Source organism: Streptomyces sp. NEAU-sy36 (assembly GCF_013423905.1).
GTDB classification, from domain to species: domain Bacteria; phylum Actinomycetota; class Actinomycetes; order Streptomycetales; family Streptomycetaceae; genus Streptomyces; species Streptomyces misionensis.
On sequence record NZ_CP058977.1, the window covers coordinates 7,041,649 to 7,057,735 of the forward strand.

The following is a 16,087-nucleotide window of genomic DNA, read 5'->3' on the forward strand; positions in this document are numbered from 1 at the left end:
CTTCGCCGAGCTCTGAGAGAGGTCTCCCGCATGGACGCCCGCCTTCCCCGCCTCGCCCTGGGCTGCGCCGCCCTCGGCAACCTCTACCGCCCGGTCTCCGACGAGCAGGCGCACGCCACCGTCGACGCCGCCTGGGACGCGGGCATCCGCGGCTTCGACACCGCGCCGCACTACGGGCTCGGCCTGTCCGAACGCCGTCTGGGCGCCGCGCTGCGCGGGCGCCCGCGCGCCGAGTACACCCTGTCCACCAAGGTGGGCCGGCTCCTGGTGCCGCACACCGGGGGCGGCGACGATCTCGCGCACGGCTTCGCGGTCGCGGCCACCCACCGGCGCGTCTGGGACTTCTCCGCCGACGGGGTGCGCCGCAGTCTGACGGAGTCGCTGGCCCGGCTGGGTCTGGACCACGTCGACATCGCCCTGCTGCACGACCCCGACGACCACGGCGAGCAGGCGCTGCGCGAGGCCTACCCGGCGCTGGAACGGCTGCGCGCCGAGGGTGTCGTACGGGCCATCGGCGCGGGCATGAACCAGACCGCGATGCTCACCCGCTTCGTCCGGGACACCGACGTCGACATGGTGCTCTGCGCGGGCCGCTACACCCTGCTGGACACCTCCGCGCTCACCGACCTGCTGCCCGAGGCCGCCGCGCGTGGCCGGAGCGTGCTCGTCGGCGGGGTGTTCAACTCCGGGCTGCTGGCGGGGCCGGGGCCGGACGCGAGGTACGACTACGCCGCGGCGCCGCCGGAGTTGGTGGCGCGGGCCCTGCGGATGCAGGAGGTGTGCGCCCGGCACGGGGTGCCGCTGCGCAGCGCCGCGCTGCAGTTCCCGCTCGGCCATCCGGCCGTCTCCGGGGTGCTGCTCGGCGCCCGGTCGGCCGCCGAAGTGGCCGACGGCACCGCCCGGTTCGGCGAGGCGCTGCCGGCCGCGCTGTGGGCGGAGCTGCGCGCGGAGGGGCTGCTGGGCGCGGATGTGCCGGTGCCGGGGGAGCGCTGACGGAGGCGTCCGCGCCGAGGCGCGGCCCCGCGGGCCGTCAGGCCGGCCGTTTCCGCGATGTCGTCTTCTTCGCCTGGGTCTTCTTGCCCGTGGCCGACTTCGCGGTGCTCTTCTTCGACGCCCGCGCCGGCTGCGCCGCGGTCTTGCGGGCCGTGGTCGTCTTCTTGGCGGCGGTCTTCTTCGCCGCGGCCGTGGACTTCCCGGCGCCCGTCTCCTTCGGCGTGCCGCCACCGCGCCGCAGGGATCTGACCTCGGCGTCGCCCGCGGAGCCCGGTGCGCGGGACTCGCGGGCGGCGCGCACGCTGTTCTCCAGGGCGGCCATCAGGTCGAGGACCTTGCCGCCGTCCGCGGGGGCGGGGGCTTCGGGCAGGGCCTCGCCGGCGGCCTTCGCGGCGATGACCTCCTCCAGGGCCTCGCGGTACTCGTCGCGCAGGTCGTCCAGATCGACCTCGCCGAGGGTGTCCATCAGGGCGTCCGCGAGGTCCAGCTCCTTGTCGCGGATGGTGACGTTCGCGTCGGGGGCGACGCCCTCGGGGGCCCGTACCTCGTCCGGCCAGAGCAGGGCATGCAGGACGAGCGCGTCGTCGGCCACCCGGAGCATGCCGAGGCGCTCGCGGCCGCGCAGCGCGAACTTGGCGACGGCGACCTTGTCGCCGCGCTTCAGCGCCTCGCGCAGCAGGGTGTACGGCTTGGCCGCGGGGGCCCCGCCGGCGGCCAGGTAGTAGGGGGCGCCCATCTGGATCGGGTCGATCCGGTCGGCCGGCACGAAGGCGACGATCTCGATGGTGCGGGCGGTGGGGATGGGCAGGTGGGAGAGGTCCTCGTCGGTGATCGGGATGATGGTGCCGTCCGCGTCCTCGTACCCCTTGCCGATCTCGGACTGGCTGACCTCGCGGTCCTCCACCTCGCACACCTTGCGGTAGCGGATGCGGCCGTTGTCCTCGGTGTGGATCTGACGGAAGGAGATCGCGTGGCTCTCGGTCGCGTTGACCAGCTTGATCGGGATGCTGACCAGCCCGAAGGAGATGGCGCCGTTCCATATCGATCGCACGTGCCGCACCCGTCCTTTCCCACTCATCGCGGTTTGTCTGGGATTGTCATCGTATGACGCCTATCACAGAGGTGGCGGGGCGACGGGTGGCACTGAGCAATCTGGAGAAGGTGCTGTATCCGGAGACCGGCTTCACCAAGGCCGAGCTGGTGCACTACTACGCGACCACCGCCGACGCGCTGCTGCCGCACCTGCGCGACCGGGCGGTGTCCTTCCTGCGCTACCCGGACGGACCCGAGGGCCAGGTGTTCTTCAGCAAGAACGTGCCGCCGGGTACGCCCGAGTGGGTCACGACCGCCGAGGTGCCGCGCTCGTCGGCGGAGGCTCCGGCCCGGATGGTCGTCGTGCAGGACCTGCCGAGCCTGGTGTGGGCGGCGAACCTGGTCACCGAGTTCCACACGCACCAGTGGCTGGTGCAGTCCCCCGGCGAGGCCGACCGGCTGGTCTTCGACCTCGATCCGGGGGCGCCCGCGACGGTCGTGCAGTGCTGCGAGGTCGCCCTGTGGCTGCGCGAGCGGCTCGCGGCGGACGGCATCGAGGCCCACCCCAAGACGGCCGGGTCCAAGGGGCTGCATCTGCTGGCGGCCGTGCGCGGCGCCTCCTCGGAGCGGACCAGCGAGTACGCCAAGGCGCTCGCCGTGGAGGCGGAGCGGGCGCTGCCCCGGCTGGTGGTGCACCGGATGACCAAGAGCCTGCGGCCGGGGAAGGTGTTCGTGGACTGGAGCCAGAACGCGGCCCGCAAGACCACGGCCACCCCCTACACCGTGCGCGCCCGCCGCACCCCGCTGGTCTCCGCGCCGGTGACCTGGGACGAGGTCGCCGAGTGCCGCTCGCCGGCCGCCCTGGAGTTCCGAGCCGGGGACATCGCCGCGCGCCTCAAGGACCACGGCGACCTGCTCGCCCCGCTGCTCGACCCCGGCCGGGCCGCTCCCCTTCCCTAGGGCCTCTCGTCTGGATCATGCCGGGCTCGCGGGGTCTGGCACGCACATCTGCGGCGTTGTCGTCGGTCGCCAACTCCCCCACGCTCGGCTTCGCTCGCGCGGGGGCACCCCCATCGCGTTGACTCCCTCCTCCGCCTTGCATCTGCACGCACCAGACCCCGCTCCCTGATCCGGCCTGATCCAAACGAAAGACCCTAGACCCTCGCCCAGGTGCGCCGGTCGCGCGCCAGCGCGTGCAGCGCCTCCACGTCCGCCGGTTTCAGCACGCCGCCCAGCCGGGCCAGGCCGGAAAGCTCCTCGTCGGTCAGGACGCGAACGCCCCGCGGTACGGCGGTGAGGGTCACCCCGGCCGGGGCGGTGAGGGCGAGCACCGGGCGGACCTCGGCGGTCAGCGCGTGCGCGGCCCGGTCGGCCTGGGCGCGCAGCAGGCGCAGCAGCGGTTCGGCCGGGCGCCGGCCCACGGTGACCATCGGGTCGGCGACGCGCACCCGTGCCCTGCGGGCGTACAGGGCGTGCACGGCGAACAGGCCGCCGGGGCCGATCAGCAGATGGTGCACGCGGTCGCCGCCGGGCAGCGGCAGCGAGTGCAGGGTGTGCCAGCCGGCGCCCTCCATGGCGTCCAGGGCGTCGCCGACGGTCTGCTCGGCCAGCAGGGCGCGGCGGCGCGGGTCGGGGCGCAGCCGGTGGGCGGGGCCGGGTGCGCGGTCGAGCGCGATCAGCAGGGCCTCGCCGGGACGGTTGGGCGCAAGGTCGTCGTCCGGGTGCAGGCTGAGCCGGGCCAGTTCGGCGGGCGTGGGGACCGGGGGCGGGCCCACGGTCACCGGGCCGGTGAGGAAGGGTTTCAGCGCTTCGAGGACGCGGTCCCGCTCGTCCTCGCCGAGCAGGTTCACCCGGCCGGTGTCCCGGTCGTACCAGGCGATGTTGCCGCCGTCCGGACGCAGGACGTACAGCCGCTCCCGGCCGCCCCGGCGGGCCGGCACCACGCGCAGTCCGCTCATGCGCATCACCCCTCGACCATGGGAACAGGCCGGGTCCGGGTGGGGCAAGACCGGTTACCGTGGAGACCGGCCCTGCGCAAGGGAGTTGGGGAGGCGCCGTTGCGGACCCGCGGAATGCAGCCCGACGTGCCGGCTCCACGGAGTCCGTGGGACGAGATCGTGCCCGGTCTGTGGATGGGCGGGCACGAGTACCGGGCGCGTACGGGGCGGCTGGAGACGGCCGTCGTACGGGACGAGTTCGACGTGGTGCAGACGCTGCTGCGGCTGCCGGGGTACGGCCCCGACCCGGGCGTGGAGCACCATGTGTGGCCGATACCGGACGGGCCGCTGGACGGCACCCAGCTCGCCGGGGTGATTCGGCTGGCGCGGGCGGCGAACGAGTCGCTGGACGCCGGCCGCCGGGTGCTGGTGCGCTGCTACCACGGCTACAACCGCTCGGGGCTGGTCGTGGCGCACGCCCTGGTCCAGCGGGGCGCGGCGGCGGACGAGGCCATCCGGGTGATCCGGGCCCGCCGCTCGGCGTGGGCGCTGCACAACGAGCTGTTCGTGGCGTATCTGCGCGCCGGTCTGCACACCGTCCGGTTGCTGGAGGAACTGGCCGAGTAGCCTCTCTCCCGCGCACCACGGCCCGGTTGTACAGAACGGACGAAAAGGGGCTTCCTTGGAATCTATGTGCATACTGGCCTACTGACCTGAGAAACCATCGTCCCAGGAGCACCGTGCCCGTCCGTCGCCCTGTGCGCACCGCCCTCACCGTGGCCGCCGCCGCCCTGCTGGCCGCGACGGCGACGGCCTGCGGGGACGCCGGCGAGTTGCAGAGCGCCGGGCCGACGCAGACCGCCGACAGCCCCGCCAAGCTCTGGCCCGACCTGCGGCCGGCGTCTAGTCCGGCCTATCCGTACGCCGTGGCCACCCGGGAGACCGTCAAGGGGCTCACCGTCCCCGGCGACGACATCCGGCGGATCGATCCGGTGGACATCGTCGGGGCGGAGCTGCGGGCGCATCCGGCGGACTACGGGTCGAAGGGGGCGTACCACGCGACCGCGGAGCGGATGAAGGACTGCCGGGCGGGCGGCGAGCGGGCCCGGTGCCCGCTGCTGAAGCCGTACTACCGGGACCTCACCGGGGACGGCCGGCCCGATCTGACGCTCGGCTTCCGGCTGTACCCGACCAACCAGACGGCGGTGCGGGTCTACACCGTCGAGGGGCACCACCTGGTGCAGGTGCTCGCCGACAACGACGCGATCACCGGCGTGGAGCTGGCCGGCCGCGCGCTGGTCGAGCGCTCCCCGGCCGACATCTCCGGCTACGAGTACCGCACCACCTGGGAGTGGGACCCGGGCCAGCGCGCGATGGTGTTCTCCCGCGACGAGTACCTGCACATCGGCGGCGGCCGGGCCCGCCACCGGACGCCGTCGCCCTCGCCGTCGGCCGCCGCGAGCGCGTCATGAGGCTGATGCCCCGCTGGGCCGGGCCCCTCGCCGTCAAGGCGGCCGTGTTCATCACCGTGATGTGCTGTGCGCTGGCCGCGCTGCTCGGTGTGCTCGTGCACGTCTCCGTGACCAACCAGACCGTCGGGCAGGCCCGCGAGCTGGCCCTGTCCCGGCTCGCCGACGCGACCCACGCCTACGAGGCCGGGGACGCGCTGCTGCCGAACGCCGGGGTGGACCCGGAGGGGCTGCCCGGCTCGCTGCGGGCCCTCGCGGTCTCCGGGCAGCGCGGCACGATGGTCTCCACGCACCGGGGGCGGCCGACGATGTGGGCGGCCGGGCCGGTCTCCGGGCACCGGGCGCTCGCCGTGGAGATCGACTACTCGCAGCAGTCCCGCACCATCGCCGGGCTCGACACCTCGATCCTGTGGTCGTCCGTGCTCGCCATCGGGGCGACGGTGCTGGTCGGCGTGTTCGCCGTGTCCCGGGTCACCCGGCGGCTGCACGGCACCGCGCGGGTGGCCCGCCGGATCAGCGCGGGCGACCTGGACGCGCGCGTCGACGACCCGCGCACGAAGGACCCGACCCGCCCCCAGGACGAGGTGGCCGCGGTCGCCGCCGCGCTGGACTCGATGGCCGCCTCGCTCCAGGGCAAGCTGCTCAGCGAGCAGCGGTTCACCGCGGACGTGGCGCACGAGCTGCGCACCCCGCTCACCGGGCTGCACGCGGCGGCGGAGCTGCTGCCGCCGGGCCGCCCCACGGAGCTGGTGCGGGACCGGGTGGCCGCGCTGCGCACGCTCACCGAGGACCTGCTGGAGATCTCCCGCCTCGACACCGGCCGGGAGCGGCTGGAGGCGGACGCGGAGGAGCTGGGGGCGCTGGCCAAGCGGGTGGTGCGGGCCTCGGGCACGGACACCGAGATCCGCGTCGTCCGGGACGCCCTGGTGGAGACCGACCGGCGGCGCCTGGAGCGGGTGCTGGGGAACCTGGTGGCCAACGCGCACAAGCACGGGGCGCCGCCGGTGGTGCTGTCGGTCAACGGGCCGGTGGTGACGGTGCGGGACCACGGCAGCGGGTATCCCGGGTATCTCGTGGCCCACGGGCCCCAGCGGTTCCGCACGGAGGGCGGGGCGCGGGGGCACGGGCTCGGGCTGACGATCGCGGTGGGGCAGGCGGAGGTGCTGGGCGCGCGGCTGTCGTTCCGCAACGCGCCGGACGGGGGCGCCGTGGCGACGCTGATCCTGCCGGTGGCCGGGCGTTAGACCCGTCCGCCGGCCCGGACAGGGTTCCTTTTGGCATCCGATGTGGCGTTTGATCACCTCAGAGGATCTTTTGGATAGGTTCCCGGCATGAGCAACGCCGGAACCGCCGCGCCCACGGCCCGGGCGCCCGTGCCCGTCGTACGCCTCTCCCGGCGGCGCGGCGTGGAACTCGCGCTGATCGTGCTGGCGGTCACGCTGTCGGTGTACGGCTACTGCGCCGTGGGCCTCGCCCGTGCGGGGCGGGTGCCGCCCGGGGCGCTCGCGTACGGGGCCGGGCTGGGCTTCCTCGCCCTCGTCGCCCATCTCGCCGTACGGCTGCGGGCGCCGTACGCGGACCCGCTGCCGCTGCCGATCGGGGTGCTGCTCAACGGGCTCGGGCTGGTACTGATCTACCGGCTGGACCTGGAGACGCCGGGCGACCGCGCGGCCCCCGCCCAACTGGTCTGGTCCACGCTCGGGGTGGCCCTGTTCATCGTCGTCGTGCTGCTGCTGCGCGACCACCGGGTGCTCCAGCGGTACGCGTACGTGTGCGTGGTCGCCGCGCTCGTCCTGCTGCTGGTGCCGATCCTCTTCCCGGCGGTCAACGGGGCCCGGATCTGGATCCGGATCGCCGGGTTCTCCATCCAGCCGGGCGAGTTCGCGAAGGTGCTGCTCGCGGTGTTCTTCGCCGCCTATCTGGCCGCCAACCGCAACGCGCTGGCGTACACCGGCCGCCGGGTGTGGCGGATGCAGTTCCCGACCGGCCGGGTGCTCGGCCCGATCGTGACGATCTGGCTGCTCAGCGTGGGGGTGCTGGTCCTGGAGCGGGACCTCGGCACCTCGCTGCTGTTCTTCGGGCTGTTCGTGGTGCTCTTGTACGTCGCCACCGGCCGCACCGGCTGGATCGCGGTGGGGCTGCTGCTGGCGGTGCTGGGCGCCGTCGCCGTCGGCCGGGTGGAGCCGCACGTGGGCGGCCGGATCGCGGACTGGCTGCACCCGTTCGCCACCATCGAGGCCGGGCGGGGACCCAACCAGCTGTCCCAGTCGCTGTTCGCGTTCGCCGCGGGCGGGCTGCTGGGCACCGGGCTGGGCCTCGGACACTCGGTGCTCATCGGCTTCGCCACCAAGTCGGACTTCATCCTGGCCACGGCGGGCGAGGAGCTGGGCCTCGCCGGGCTCGCCGCGATCATCCTGCTGTACGCGCTGCTGGTAGAGCGCGGCTACCGGGCGGGCCTCGCGCTGCGCGAGCCGTTCGGGCGGCTGCTCGCGGTGGGGCTGGCCTCGATCGTGGCGCTCCAGGTGTTCGTGATCACGGGCGGGGTCACCGGGCTGATCCCGCTGACCGGCATGGCGATGCCGTTCCTCGCCCAGGGCGGCTCCTCGGTGGTCACCAACTGGGCGATCGTGGCCCTGCTGATCCGGGTGAGCGACTCGGCCCGCAGCCGGTACGACGGCACGGAGGCGCCGTGAGCGAGTACGCGGGCATGGGCGGCGGCGAGGGCGGGCGGCCGATGGCCCGCTGCATCCGGCACGCCTGCGCCTTCTGCACCCTGCTGCTCGCGGCCCTGCTGGTCAACGCGGCCCGGGTGCAGCTGGTGCAGGCCGGCACCTACACCGGCAACCCGGCCAACCGCCGGGCCGACATCGCCCGTTACCAGCAGCCGCGCGGGGACATCCTGGTCGGCGGCAGGCCGGTCACCGGCTCCGTGGACACCCATGAGCAGCTGCGCTACGAACGCGCCTACCGGAACGGCCCGTTGTACGCCCCGGTGACCGGCTTCGCCTCCCAGTCGTACGGCACCACGTTCCTGGAGCACGCCGAGGACGGGGTGCTCTCCGGCACCGATCCGATGCTCCAGCCGCTGCCGCTGTGGAACGACATGACGCGCGGGCGCAGTCCGGGCGGGAACGTGGTGACGACGCTGCACCGGGCGGCGCAGGAGGCGGCGTACCGGGGGCTCGCCGGGCGCAAGGGCGCGGTGGCCGCGGTCGAACCGGCCACCGGCCGGATCCTGGCGCTGGTGAGCAGCCCCTCGTACGATCCGGCGCAGCTGTCCGGCAACGGCGAGGCGACGGCCTCGGCGTGGGCGCGGCTCAACAGCGACCCGGAGAAGCCGATGCTCAACCGGGCGGTGAGCCAGACCTATCCGCCGGGTTCGACGTTCAAGGTGGTCACCGCGGCGGCGGCGCTGGACGCGGGCGCGGTCACCGACCCGGACGCGCGCACCAACTCCCCCGACCCCTACCGGCTGCCGGGCACCCGGACCCGGCTGACCAACGAGGCCGACGGCTGCGCGGACACCTCGCTGCGGGACGCCTTCGAGTGGTCCTGCAACACGGTCTTCGCCAAGCTCGGCGTGGACGTCGGGGTACGGGACATGAAGAACACCGCGGAGGCGTTCGGGTTCAACGACACGGGCCTGCGCATCCCGTTCCCGGTGGCGCCCAGCACCTTCGACTTCCGGGTGGACAAGGCGCAGTTGGCGCTGTCGTCGATCGGTCAGTACAACACGCGGGCCACCCCGTTGCAGATGGCGATGGTCGCGGCGGCCGTCGCCGACGACGGCCGGCTGCACACGCCGTACCTGGTGGAGCGGACCACCCGGCGCGGAGGCGAGACGGTCTCCGGCGGCGGGATGCGTCCGGTCCGCCAGGTGATGCGGCCGTCCACGGCCCGGCAGCTGAGGGACCTGATGACCGGCGTGGTCCGCGAGGGCACCGGCGCCCGGGCGGCCATCCCGGGCGTGGTCGTCGGCGGCAAGACCGGCACCGCCCAGCACGGGGTGGGCAACACCGGGGTGCCGTACGCCTGGTTCGTCTCCTGGGCGCAGGCCGACGGCGCGGCCGAGCCGGGGGTGGCGGTCGCCGTGGTGGTGGAGGACGCCTCGGCGGACCGCGGCGAGATCAGCGGCGGCGGCGACGCGGCCCCGATCGCGCGGGACGTGATGCGCGCGGTGCTCGGCCGCTGAGACGGGGCTACCGATGGCGGCCCGGGCCGATCTACGGTGCGCCCATGACGGATACGGCAGCCGTGCACCAACTGGCCCAGATCAACATCGCCCGACTCAAGTACCCGCTCGACTCACCGCAGTTGAAGGACTTCGTGGACGGGCTCGACCCGGTGAACGCGGTGGCGGACGCCTCGGACGGCTTCCTCTGGCGGTTGCAGAGCACCTCGGGCAACGCGACCGACGTACCGGTCCTCGGCGACCCGTGGCTGATCGTCAACCTGTCGGTGTGGCGGGACGCCAAGGCCCTGACCGCGTTCATGTACCGGGGCCGGCACCGGGAACTGCTGGCCCGGCGCAGGGAGTTCTTCGAACACGTCGAGGAGGCGATGACCGCGCTGTGGTGGGTGCCGGCCGGCCACCGCCCGACGGTCGCCGAGGCGGAGGACCGGCTGCTGCACCTGCGGGCGCACGGCCCGACGGCGTACGCGTTCACCCTGCGGGCGCCGTTCGAGCCGGGCGAGGAGCCGGCGGTCAGAGAATCGGCTTGACCGCCTCGGAGCGGATCCGGATGGTCTGCTTGGCGAGGGCCGCCAGGTCGATGGTCGACGGGTCCTTCGACACGGTCGCCATGTCCACGATCGCGACCGTGGCGCCGGTGTTGTCGTCGGCCCAGGCGCACATGGGCAGCGTGACGCTGGAGCCCATCTGGTCCTGGGTCAGCACCTCGCAGCTGACCGTGACCTCCAGGTCGAAGTCCTTGGGCTGCACGGCGACCTTGGCGCCGTCGGTCTGGGCGGCGCCCTTCATCATGTTGCGCCGGGCCGTGTCGGTGTTCTTGAACCGGCCGTACATGCCCGACACCACCAGGGTGCCCTTGGTCTCGTCGCCGCCCAGGCTGTAGCTGCCGACGACACCGTGGGTGTCCTTGGCGTCCCAGGCGCCGTCCGCCTCCTGCCCGATCTGCTTGCCCTCGGTGTCGGAGAGGTCCTTGGCCAGCTCGTACTTCCCGTCGAGCAGCGTCTGCGGCAGCGTCAGCTTCCGCTTGCCCTCGGGGAAGCTGGTCGCCGCCTTGTAGCCGATCGTGCCGAGGACGACCAGGACGCTCACGATCAGGGCGACGGCACCGCCGACGATCCCGAGGATCAGACCGGTCCGGCTCTTCTTCGGCGGCGGCGCCACGGGCGGCATGCCGTTCCAGCCCTGGTACGGGGGCTGGGGCTGCTGCGGATAGGGCTGCTGGGGGTACGGCGAACCGTACGGGCCGGGGTTCTGCGGAGGCTGCTGGCCGTACGGGCCGGGGTTCTGCGGGGGCTGCTGGCCGTACGGGGGCTGCCCGCCGTACGGGGGCTGCGGCTGATCGGGGTACGGCGGCGGCTGCGGAGGCATGGACACGCCAGCACGCTACTGCACGAGGGTGAACAAAGAGCCACCGAGTCCGGAATCAGCCGTCTTCTCCGCCCTCCCGGATCGCCTCCGTCACCTCGGCCACCCGCTCCCGCTCCTCCGCCGCGAACCGCTCGGCGTCCAGCCGGTCGGCCAGCTCCTCGTCCTGCGCCATCAGCTGGTCCAGGTTCGCGTCCCCCATCTCCAGCACGCCCATGTCGACGTAGGCCCGCTGGAGGCGCTCGCCCCACAGCCCGATGTCCTTGACACAGGGCACGATGCGGCTGAACAGCAGCTTGCGGAAGAGCTGGAGGAACTCGGAGCGCTCGCTGAGCCGTTCGGCCTCGGCGCGCGCGATGCCGAAGTTCTCCAGCACCTCCACCCCGCGCAGCCGGTCGCGCATCAGGTGGCAGCCCTCGATGACGAACTCCTCGCGCTCGCGCAGCTCGGCGTCGGTGAGCTGACGGTAGTAGTCGCGCAGCGCCATCCGCCCGAAGGCCACGTGCCGGGCCTCGTCCTGCATGACGTACGTCAGGATCTGCCGGGGCAGCGGCTTGGTGGTGGTGTCCCGGATCATTCCGAACGCGGCCAGCGCGAGACCCTCGATGAGCACCTGCATGCCGAGGTACGGCATGTCCCAGCGGCTGTCGCGCAGGGTGTCGTCCAGCAGCGACCGGAGGTTGTCGTTGATCGGGTAGAGGAGCCCGATCTTCTCGTGCAGGAACCGGCCGTAGATCTCGGCGTGCCGGGCCTCGTCCATGGTCTGGGTCGCGGAGTAGAACTTGGCGTCCAGGTCGGGCACCGACTCCACGATCCGGGCCGCGCAGATCATCGCGCCCTGCTCGCCGTGCAGGAACTGGCTGAACTGCCAGGAGGCGAAGTGCCGCCGCAGCTCGCCCTTGTCCTTGCCGGTCATCCGGTCCCAGTACGGCGTCCCGTACAGGACCATCGCCTCCTCGGGGGTCCCGAGCGCGTCGTACGGATCGACCTCCAGGTCCCAGTCGATGCGCCTGGTCCCGTCCCACTGCTTGTCCTTGCCCTTCTGATACAGGGCCAGCAGGCGGTCGCGTCCGTCGTCGTACTCCCAGCTGAACCTGGCCGCGCCGGACGCGGGCACGTGCCAGGCGGAGGCTCCGGGCTCGTTGGCGTACAGGTCTTGGGTCGGCATACCTCGCAGGCTCACACGCGCGGGCGCGGCCAACAAGTCCTGCGCGGGGGATTGACGGCCTTGCTGACAAGCAGTCTCATAAGAGACTGGACGACATACCCCCGGGTAACGAGGTGACGGAGCCATGACGACCCTGACGGAAGCGGACGCGCTGGACGGTCTGCGCGATGCGCTCGGCCTGCTCAAGGACCGGGAACAGGTGGCCGAACGACTGCTCGTCTCCTCCGCCAAGCACTCCTTCGACCCGGACAAGGAGCTGGACTGGGAGGCGCCCTTCGAGGAGGGCAAGTGGTTCTGGCCGCCGGAGCTGGTCTCGCTGTACGACACCCCGATGTGGCGGCGGATGAGCGAGGAGCAGCGCATCCTCCTCTCCCAGCACGAGGCGGCGGCGCTGGCCTCGCTCGGCATCTGGTTCGAGATCATCCTGATGCAGCTGCTGGTCCGGCACATCTACGACAAGGCGGCCACGAGCGCGCACGTCCGCTACGCCCTCACCGAGATCGAGGACGAGTGCCGCCACTCCAAGATGTTCGCCCGGCTGATCTCGCACGGCGGCACCCCCTGGTACCCGGTGAGCAAGGTCCACCTGAACCTGGGCCGCCTCTTCAAGACCATCTCCACGACCCCCGGTTCCTTCACGGCGACCCTGCTGGGCGAGGAGATCCTGGACTGGATGCAGCGGCTGACCTTCCCGGACGAGCGGGTGCAGCCGCTGATCCGGGGCGTGACCCGCATCCACGTGGTGGAGGAGGCCCGCCATGTCCGCTACGCGCGCGAGGAGTTGCGCCGGCAGATGGTGACGGCCCCCCGCTGGTCCCAGGAGTTCACCCGGGTCACCTCCGGCGAGTTCGCCCGCGTCTTCTCCGTCGCCTTCGTCAACCCCGACGTGTACACCAACGTCGGCCTCGACAAGCGCGAGGCCATGGCCCAGGTCAAGGCCAGCGCCCACCGCCGGGAGGTCATGCAGACCGGCGCCAGGCGCCTGACCGACTTCCTGGACGACATCGGGGTGCTGCGGGGCGTCGGGCGGCGGCTGTGGCGGTCGTCGGGCCTGCTGGCGTAGGGACCCGCCGCCTGGAAACGGTCACAGGGGCGCGGCCGTGCTGGTGAGGGTGACGAGCGCGGTGACGCCCGAGACGGTCAGGGCCTCGTCGCCCGCGTCGGTGGTGAGGGCCGCGTCGAGGCGGCCGAGGGCCGAGCCGGCCGTTTCCAGGACGGCGGAGCCCTCCAGCACCACCGCGAGCAGCGTGGCCCCGGCCGGGGCCGAGAACGCCGTCCGCCCCCGGACGATCTCCACCCGCGCGGCGGCCCGGCCGCGCCGGGTCATCACGTTGAAGTCGACGAGCGGGCCCCCGAGCAGCCGGCAGTCGGTGGCCGCGTCGCCGGGGAAGGCGAAGGGGGCGTAGCGCTCGGCCACGGTGTGGGACATACCGTCGACGGTCAGCACCATGCCGGGGCCGTCGACCAGGGTGATGATCCGGTCGACCCCTTCGAAGCGGGAGAACGGGCCGCCCCGGTCCACGTCGGCGAGGCTGACGCGCCACTCGAAGTCCGACGTCCCCGCGCCGTCGGGAGCCGCGGCGATCTCACGGGTCAGCCCGCCCCCGTTCTTCCACGGCGCCGCCGGACGTTCGTCCGCCCTCAACACCCGCACCGTCATACCGCACTCCCTCTCGTCCGCCGTCGACGCCGGCCCGGGGGCCGGCACCACGTGTGTATCCGTGGATCTCCCCGTTGTCGAGCGAGGTCCGCCGGCCGGCGGCCCGGCGCGCCCCGGTGCCCGGGGGTTACGCTGCGTGGCATGACCCCGCAGGCCGCCACCCCCGCCTACCGCCGGCTCAGCGTCGAGGAGCGCCGGCGCCAGCTGCTCGACGCCGCGCTGTCCCTGTTCGCGCACCGGGCGCCCGAGGACGTGTCGCTGGACGACGTGGCGGAGGCGGCCGGGGTGTCGCGGCCGCTGGTGTACCGGTACTTCCCGGGCGGCAAGCAGCAGTTGTACGAGGCCGCGCTGGGCTCGGCCGCCGACGCGCTGCGGCAGTGCTTCGACGAGCCGCGCCAGGGGCCGATGCTGGCCCGGCTGTCCCGCGCCCTGGAGCGCTACCTGACCTTCGTGGACGAGCACGACACCGGCTTCTCGGCGCTGCTGCGGGGCGGCAGCGTGGCGGAGACCTCGCGCACCACGGCCATCGTGGACGGGGTGCGCCGGGCGGCCGCCGAGCACATCCTCAGCCACCTCGGCGCCGCCGACGCCGGGCCCCGGCTGCGGATGACCGTACGGATGTGGATCACGGCCGTGGAGGCGGCCTCCCTGATCTGGCTGGACGAGGGCAAGCAGCCGCCCGCCGACGAACTGCGCGACTGGCTGGTGGACCAGTTCGTCGCCGTGCTCTCGGTCACCGCGGCCCGCGACGAGCAGACCGCGGCCCTCCTCGGCGCCTTCGCGCGCGATGGCCGAGACTGAGACCGTGAAGAGCCAGAACACCCCGTTCGAGGGCGGCCCCATGGACGGGCGCGTGCTGCCCGTCCTGGTCGGCCCGACCGGGCACCCCCCGAAGACGTACCGCGTCCCCGTCCCCGCCCCGGACGGCGGCCCGCCCACCGTCTACGTCTACCGGCGGGTGCCGCGCGGCCACAGCAAGCGGCTCGGGCTGATCCAGGGCTGGAAGTACGCGTACGACCCCGACGACACCTCCGGCGGCCGGCTCCGCTGGCCCTGGTCCAAGCCCCGTGCGACACCGCCCGGCAAGCCGGGTGACACGCGCGGGTGACAAAGATGCGCCGAACCGCCCACACGCGGCGCGCGCCCCACCCGGATACGTCTGATTATCGCGGTGCGATAGGGCCCGGCAATGCGCCCACCCCTTCCGCACCCGAGGTGATGACGTGTCAGGAAAGCTGCTGCGCCTGGCCTGCACGGCCGCCGTCGCGGCCCAGGCCGCCCTCGCGCCGGTGCCCGCCGACGCCGCACCGCAGCCGCAGCGGTCCGTCTCCCAGCTGCTGACGGACCTTCAGACGCTCTACCGGCAGACCGAACAGGCCACCGAGACCTACGACGCCACCGCCGACCGGCTCCAGCGGCAGAAGGCCGAGGTGACGCGGCTCGACGGCGAACTGGCCCGCGCCCGGCTCGCCCTCCAGGACAGCCGCGCCGACGCCGGCCGGCTGGCCCGCCAGCAGTACCAGAGCGCCTCCGGCCTCGGCCCCTACATCAGCCTCCTGCTCGCCCCCGACCCGCAGCAGATGCTGGACGAGAGCCATGTCATCGAGGAACTCGCGCGCCAACGCGCCCGCACGGTGGCGAAGCTGACCGGAGCCGAGCAGCGCAAGGACGCCGTCGCCCGCGCCGCCCGCAGGGCCCTCGACACCCAGCAGTCGCTCGCCGGCCGGCAGCGGAGACAACGCGACACCGTGCAGAACAAGCTCCACGACGTGGAACGCCTGCTGGCCGCCCTCTCCCCCGACCAGCTGGACGCCGTCACCCGCCTGGAACAGCGGGGCGTCGACGCGGCCCAGAAGGCCCTCACCGCCGCGGGCTCGCTCCCCGACGACCGCCCGCCCTCCCCCGGGGGCGAACGCGCCGTCCGCTTCGCGATGGAGCAGCTCGGCAAGCCCTACGTCTGGGGCGCGCAGGGCCCGTCGGCCTACGACTGCTCCGGCCTGACCTCCCAGGCGTGGCAGCACGCGGGCACCCCGATCCCGCGCACCAGCCAGGAACAGTGGCACCGGCTGAAGAGGGTCCCCCTGCGCCGGCTCCGCCCGGGAGACCTCGTCATCTACTTCCCGGAAGCCACCCACGTGGCCATCTACGTGGGCGACGGAAAGGTCGTACAGGCGCCGCGTCCGGGCGCCCGGGTCAAGATCTCGCCACTGGCGTCCAACCCGGTGCTCGGCGCCGTACGACCCGGATAGCGCCCCGGGGGCGCGGGGAACC

The 16,087-nt window shown here is 73.3% G+C and carries 17 protein-coding genes; 12 read left to right on the forward strand and 5 right to left on the reverse strand.

What is annotated here, in order from left to right; translation table 11 throughout:
• Window positions 1-30: 30 nt before the first annotated feature.
• Window positions 31-993, forward strand: a complete 963-nt coding sequence (locus HZZ00_RS30665; protein ID WP_180329445.1) for an aldo/keto reductase — start codon at window positions 31-33, stop codon at window positions 991-993.
• A 37-nt stretch (window positions 994-1,030) separates the two neighbouring features.
• On the opposite strand, the gene HZZ00_RS30670 is transcribed toward HZZ00_RS30665, so the two are convergent.
• Entirely contained in the window at window positions 1,031-2,044 is a 1,014-nt protein-coding gene (locus HZZ00_RS30670; protein WP_257585471.1) for a Ku protein, read from the reverse strand.
• 53 nt (window positions 2,045-2,097) lie between these two features.
• Here HZZ00_RS30670 and ligD point away from each other — a divergent pair, with 53 nt between their 5' ends.
• Window positions 2,098-2,985 carry a non-homologous end-joining DNA ligase gene (ligD, locus tag HZZ00_RS30675; protein WP_180329447.1) on the forward strand — a complete coding sequence of 296 codons (888 nt, stop codon included), beginning with the start codon at window positions 2,098-2,100 and terminating at the stop codon, window positions 2,983-2,985.
• 194 nt (window positions 2,986-3,179) lie between these two features.
• On the opposite strand, the gene HZZ00_RS30680 is transcribed toward ligD, so the two are convergent.
• A complete protein-coding gene (locus HZZ00_RS30680; protein ID WP_180329448.1) occupies window positions 3,180-3,983 on the reverse strand; it encodes a nuclease-related domain-containing protein in 804 nt (267 codons plus the stop codon).
• Between the two features lie 114 nt (window positions 3,984-4,097).
• Between HZZ00_RS30680 and HZZ00_RS30685 the strand changes: the two genes are divergently transcribed.
• The 6 genes from HZZ00_RS30685 (at window position 4,098) to HZZ00_RS30710 (ending at window position 10,153) form a co-directional block, all read left to right on the forward strand.
• On the forward strand, window positions 4,098-4,589 hold the full coding sequence (locus HZZ00_RS30685) for a dual specificity protein phosphatase family protein (RefSeq protein ID WP_180329449.1): 492 nt from the start codon (window positions 4,098-4,100) through the stop codon (window positions 4,587-4,589).
• Window positions 4,590-4,702: 113 nt separating this feature from the next.
• Complete coding sequence (locus HZZ00_RS30690; RefSeq protein ID WP_180329450.1) at window positions 4,703-5,434, forward strand: hypothetical protein; 732 nt, start codon at window positions 4,703-4,705, stop codon at window positions 5,432-5,434.
• Window positions 5,431-6,675 carry a HAMP domain-containing sensor histidine kinase gene (locus tag HZZ00_RS30695; RefSeq protein ID WP_180329451.1) on the forward strand — a complete coding sequence of 415 codons (1,245 nt, stop codon included), beginning with the start codon at window positions 5,431-5,433 and terminating at the stop codon, window positions 6,673-6,675. The genes HZZ00_RS30690 and HZZ00_RS30695 overlap by 4 nt, the downstream gene beginning before the upstream one ends.
• Before the next feature lie 87 nt (window positions 6,676-6,762).
• Window positions 6,763-8,124: an FtsW/RodA/SpoVE family cell cycle protein gene (locus tag HZZ00_RS30700; protein ID WP_180329452.1), complete on the forward strand. Its 1,362-nt coding sequence runs from the start codon at window positions 6,763-6,765 to the stop codon at window positions 8,122-8,124.
• Window positions 8,125-8,165: 41 nt separating this feature from the next.
• Window positions 8,166-9,623: a penicillin-binding transpeptidase domain-containing protein gene (locus tag HZZ00_RS30705; protein ID WP_180333770.1), complete on the forward strand. Its 1,458-nt coding sequence runs from the start codon at window positions 8,166-8,168 to the stop codon at window positions 9,621-9,623.
• 44 nt (window positions 9,624-9,667) lie between these two features.
• A complete protein-coding gene (locus HZZ00_RS30710) occupies window positions 9,668-10,153 on the forward strand; it encodes a DUF3291 domain-containing protein (RefSeq protein ID WP_180329453.1) in 486 nt (161 codons plus the stop codon).
• Here HZZ00_RS30710 and HZZ00_RS30715 read toward each other — a convergent pair.
• Window positions 10,137-10,991 carry a hypothetical protein gene (locus tag HZZ00_RS30715; protein WP_180333771.1) on the reverse strand — a complete coding sequence of 285 codons (855 nt, stop codon included), beginning with the start codon at window positions 10,989-10,991 and terminating at the stop codon, window positions 10,137-10,139. The two genes, HZZ00_RS30710 and HZZ00_RS30715, sit on opposite strands and share 17 nt — an antisense overlap.
• Before the next feature lie 55 nt (window positions 10,992-11,046).
• Window positions 11,047-12,156: a ferritin-like domain-containing protein gene (locus HZZ00_RS30720; RefSeq protein ID WP_180329454.1), complete on the reverse strand. Its 1,110-nt coding sequence runs from the start codon at window positions 12,154-12,156 to the stop codon at window positions 11,047-11,049.
• Window positions 12,157-12,280: 124 nt separating this feature from the next.
• Between HZZ00_RS30720 and HZZ00_RS30725 the strand changes: the two genes are divergently transcribed.
• Window positions 12,281-13,219, forward strand: a complete 939-nt coding sequence (locus HZZ00_RS30725) for a diiron oxygenase (protein WP_180329455.1) — start codon at window positions 12,281-12,283, stop codon at window positions 13,217-13,219.
• A gap of 21 nt (window positions 13,220-13,240) precedes the next feature.
• Here HZZ00_RS30725 and HZZ00_RS30730 read toward each other — a convergent pair whose 3' ends face one another.
• A complete protein-coding gene (locus tag HZZ00_RS30730) occupies window positions 13,241-13,816 on the reverse strand; it encodes a HutD family protein (RefSeq protein ID WP_180329456.1) in 576 nt (191 codons plus the stop codon).
• 141 nt (window positions 13,817-13,957) lie between these two features.
• Between HZZ00_RS30730 and HZZ00_RS30735 the strand changes: the two genes are divergently transcribed.
• The 3 genes from HZZ00_RS30735 (at window position 13,958) to HZZ00_RS30745 (ending at window position 16,065) form a co-directional block, all read left to right on the forward strand.
• Complete coding sequence (locus HZZ00_RS30735; RefSeq protein ID WP_180329457.1) at window positions 13,958-14,617, forward strand: TetR/AcrR family transcriptional regulator; 660 nt, start codon at window positions 13,958-13,960, stop codon at window positions 14,615-14,617.
• 4 nt (window positions 14,618-14,621) lie between these two features.
• A complete protein-coding gene (locus HZZ00_RS30740) occupies window positions 14,622-14,924 on the forward strand; it encodes a hypothetical protein (protein ID WP_070026991.1) in 303 nt (100 codons plus the stop codon).
• A 115-nt stretch (window positions 14,925-15,039) separates the two neighbouring features.
• Entirely contained in the window at window positions 15,040-16,065 is a 1,026-nt protein-coding gene (locus HZZ00_RS30745; protein ID WP_180329458.1) for a C40 family peptidase, read from the forward strand.
• The last annotated feature ends 22 nt before the right edge of the window (window positions 16,066-16,087 follow it).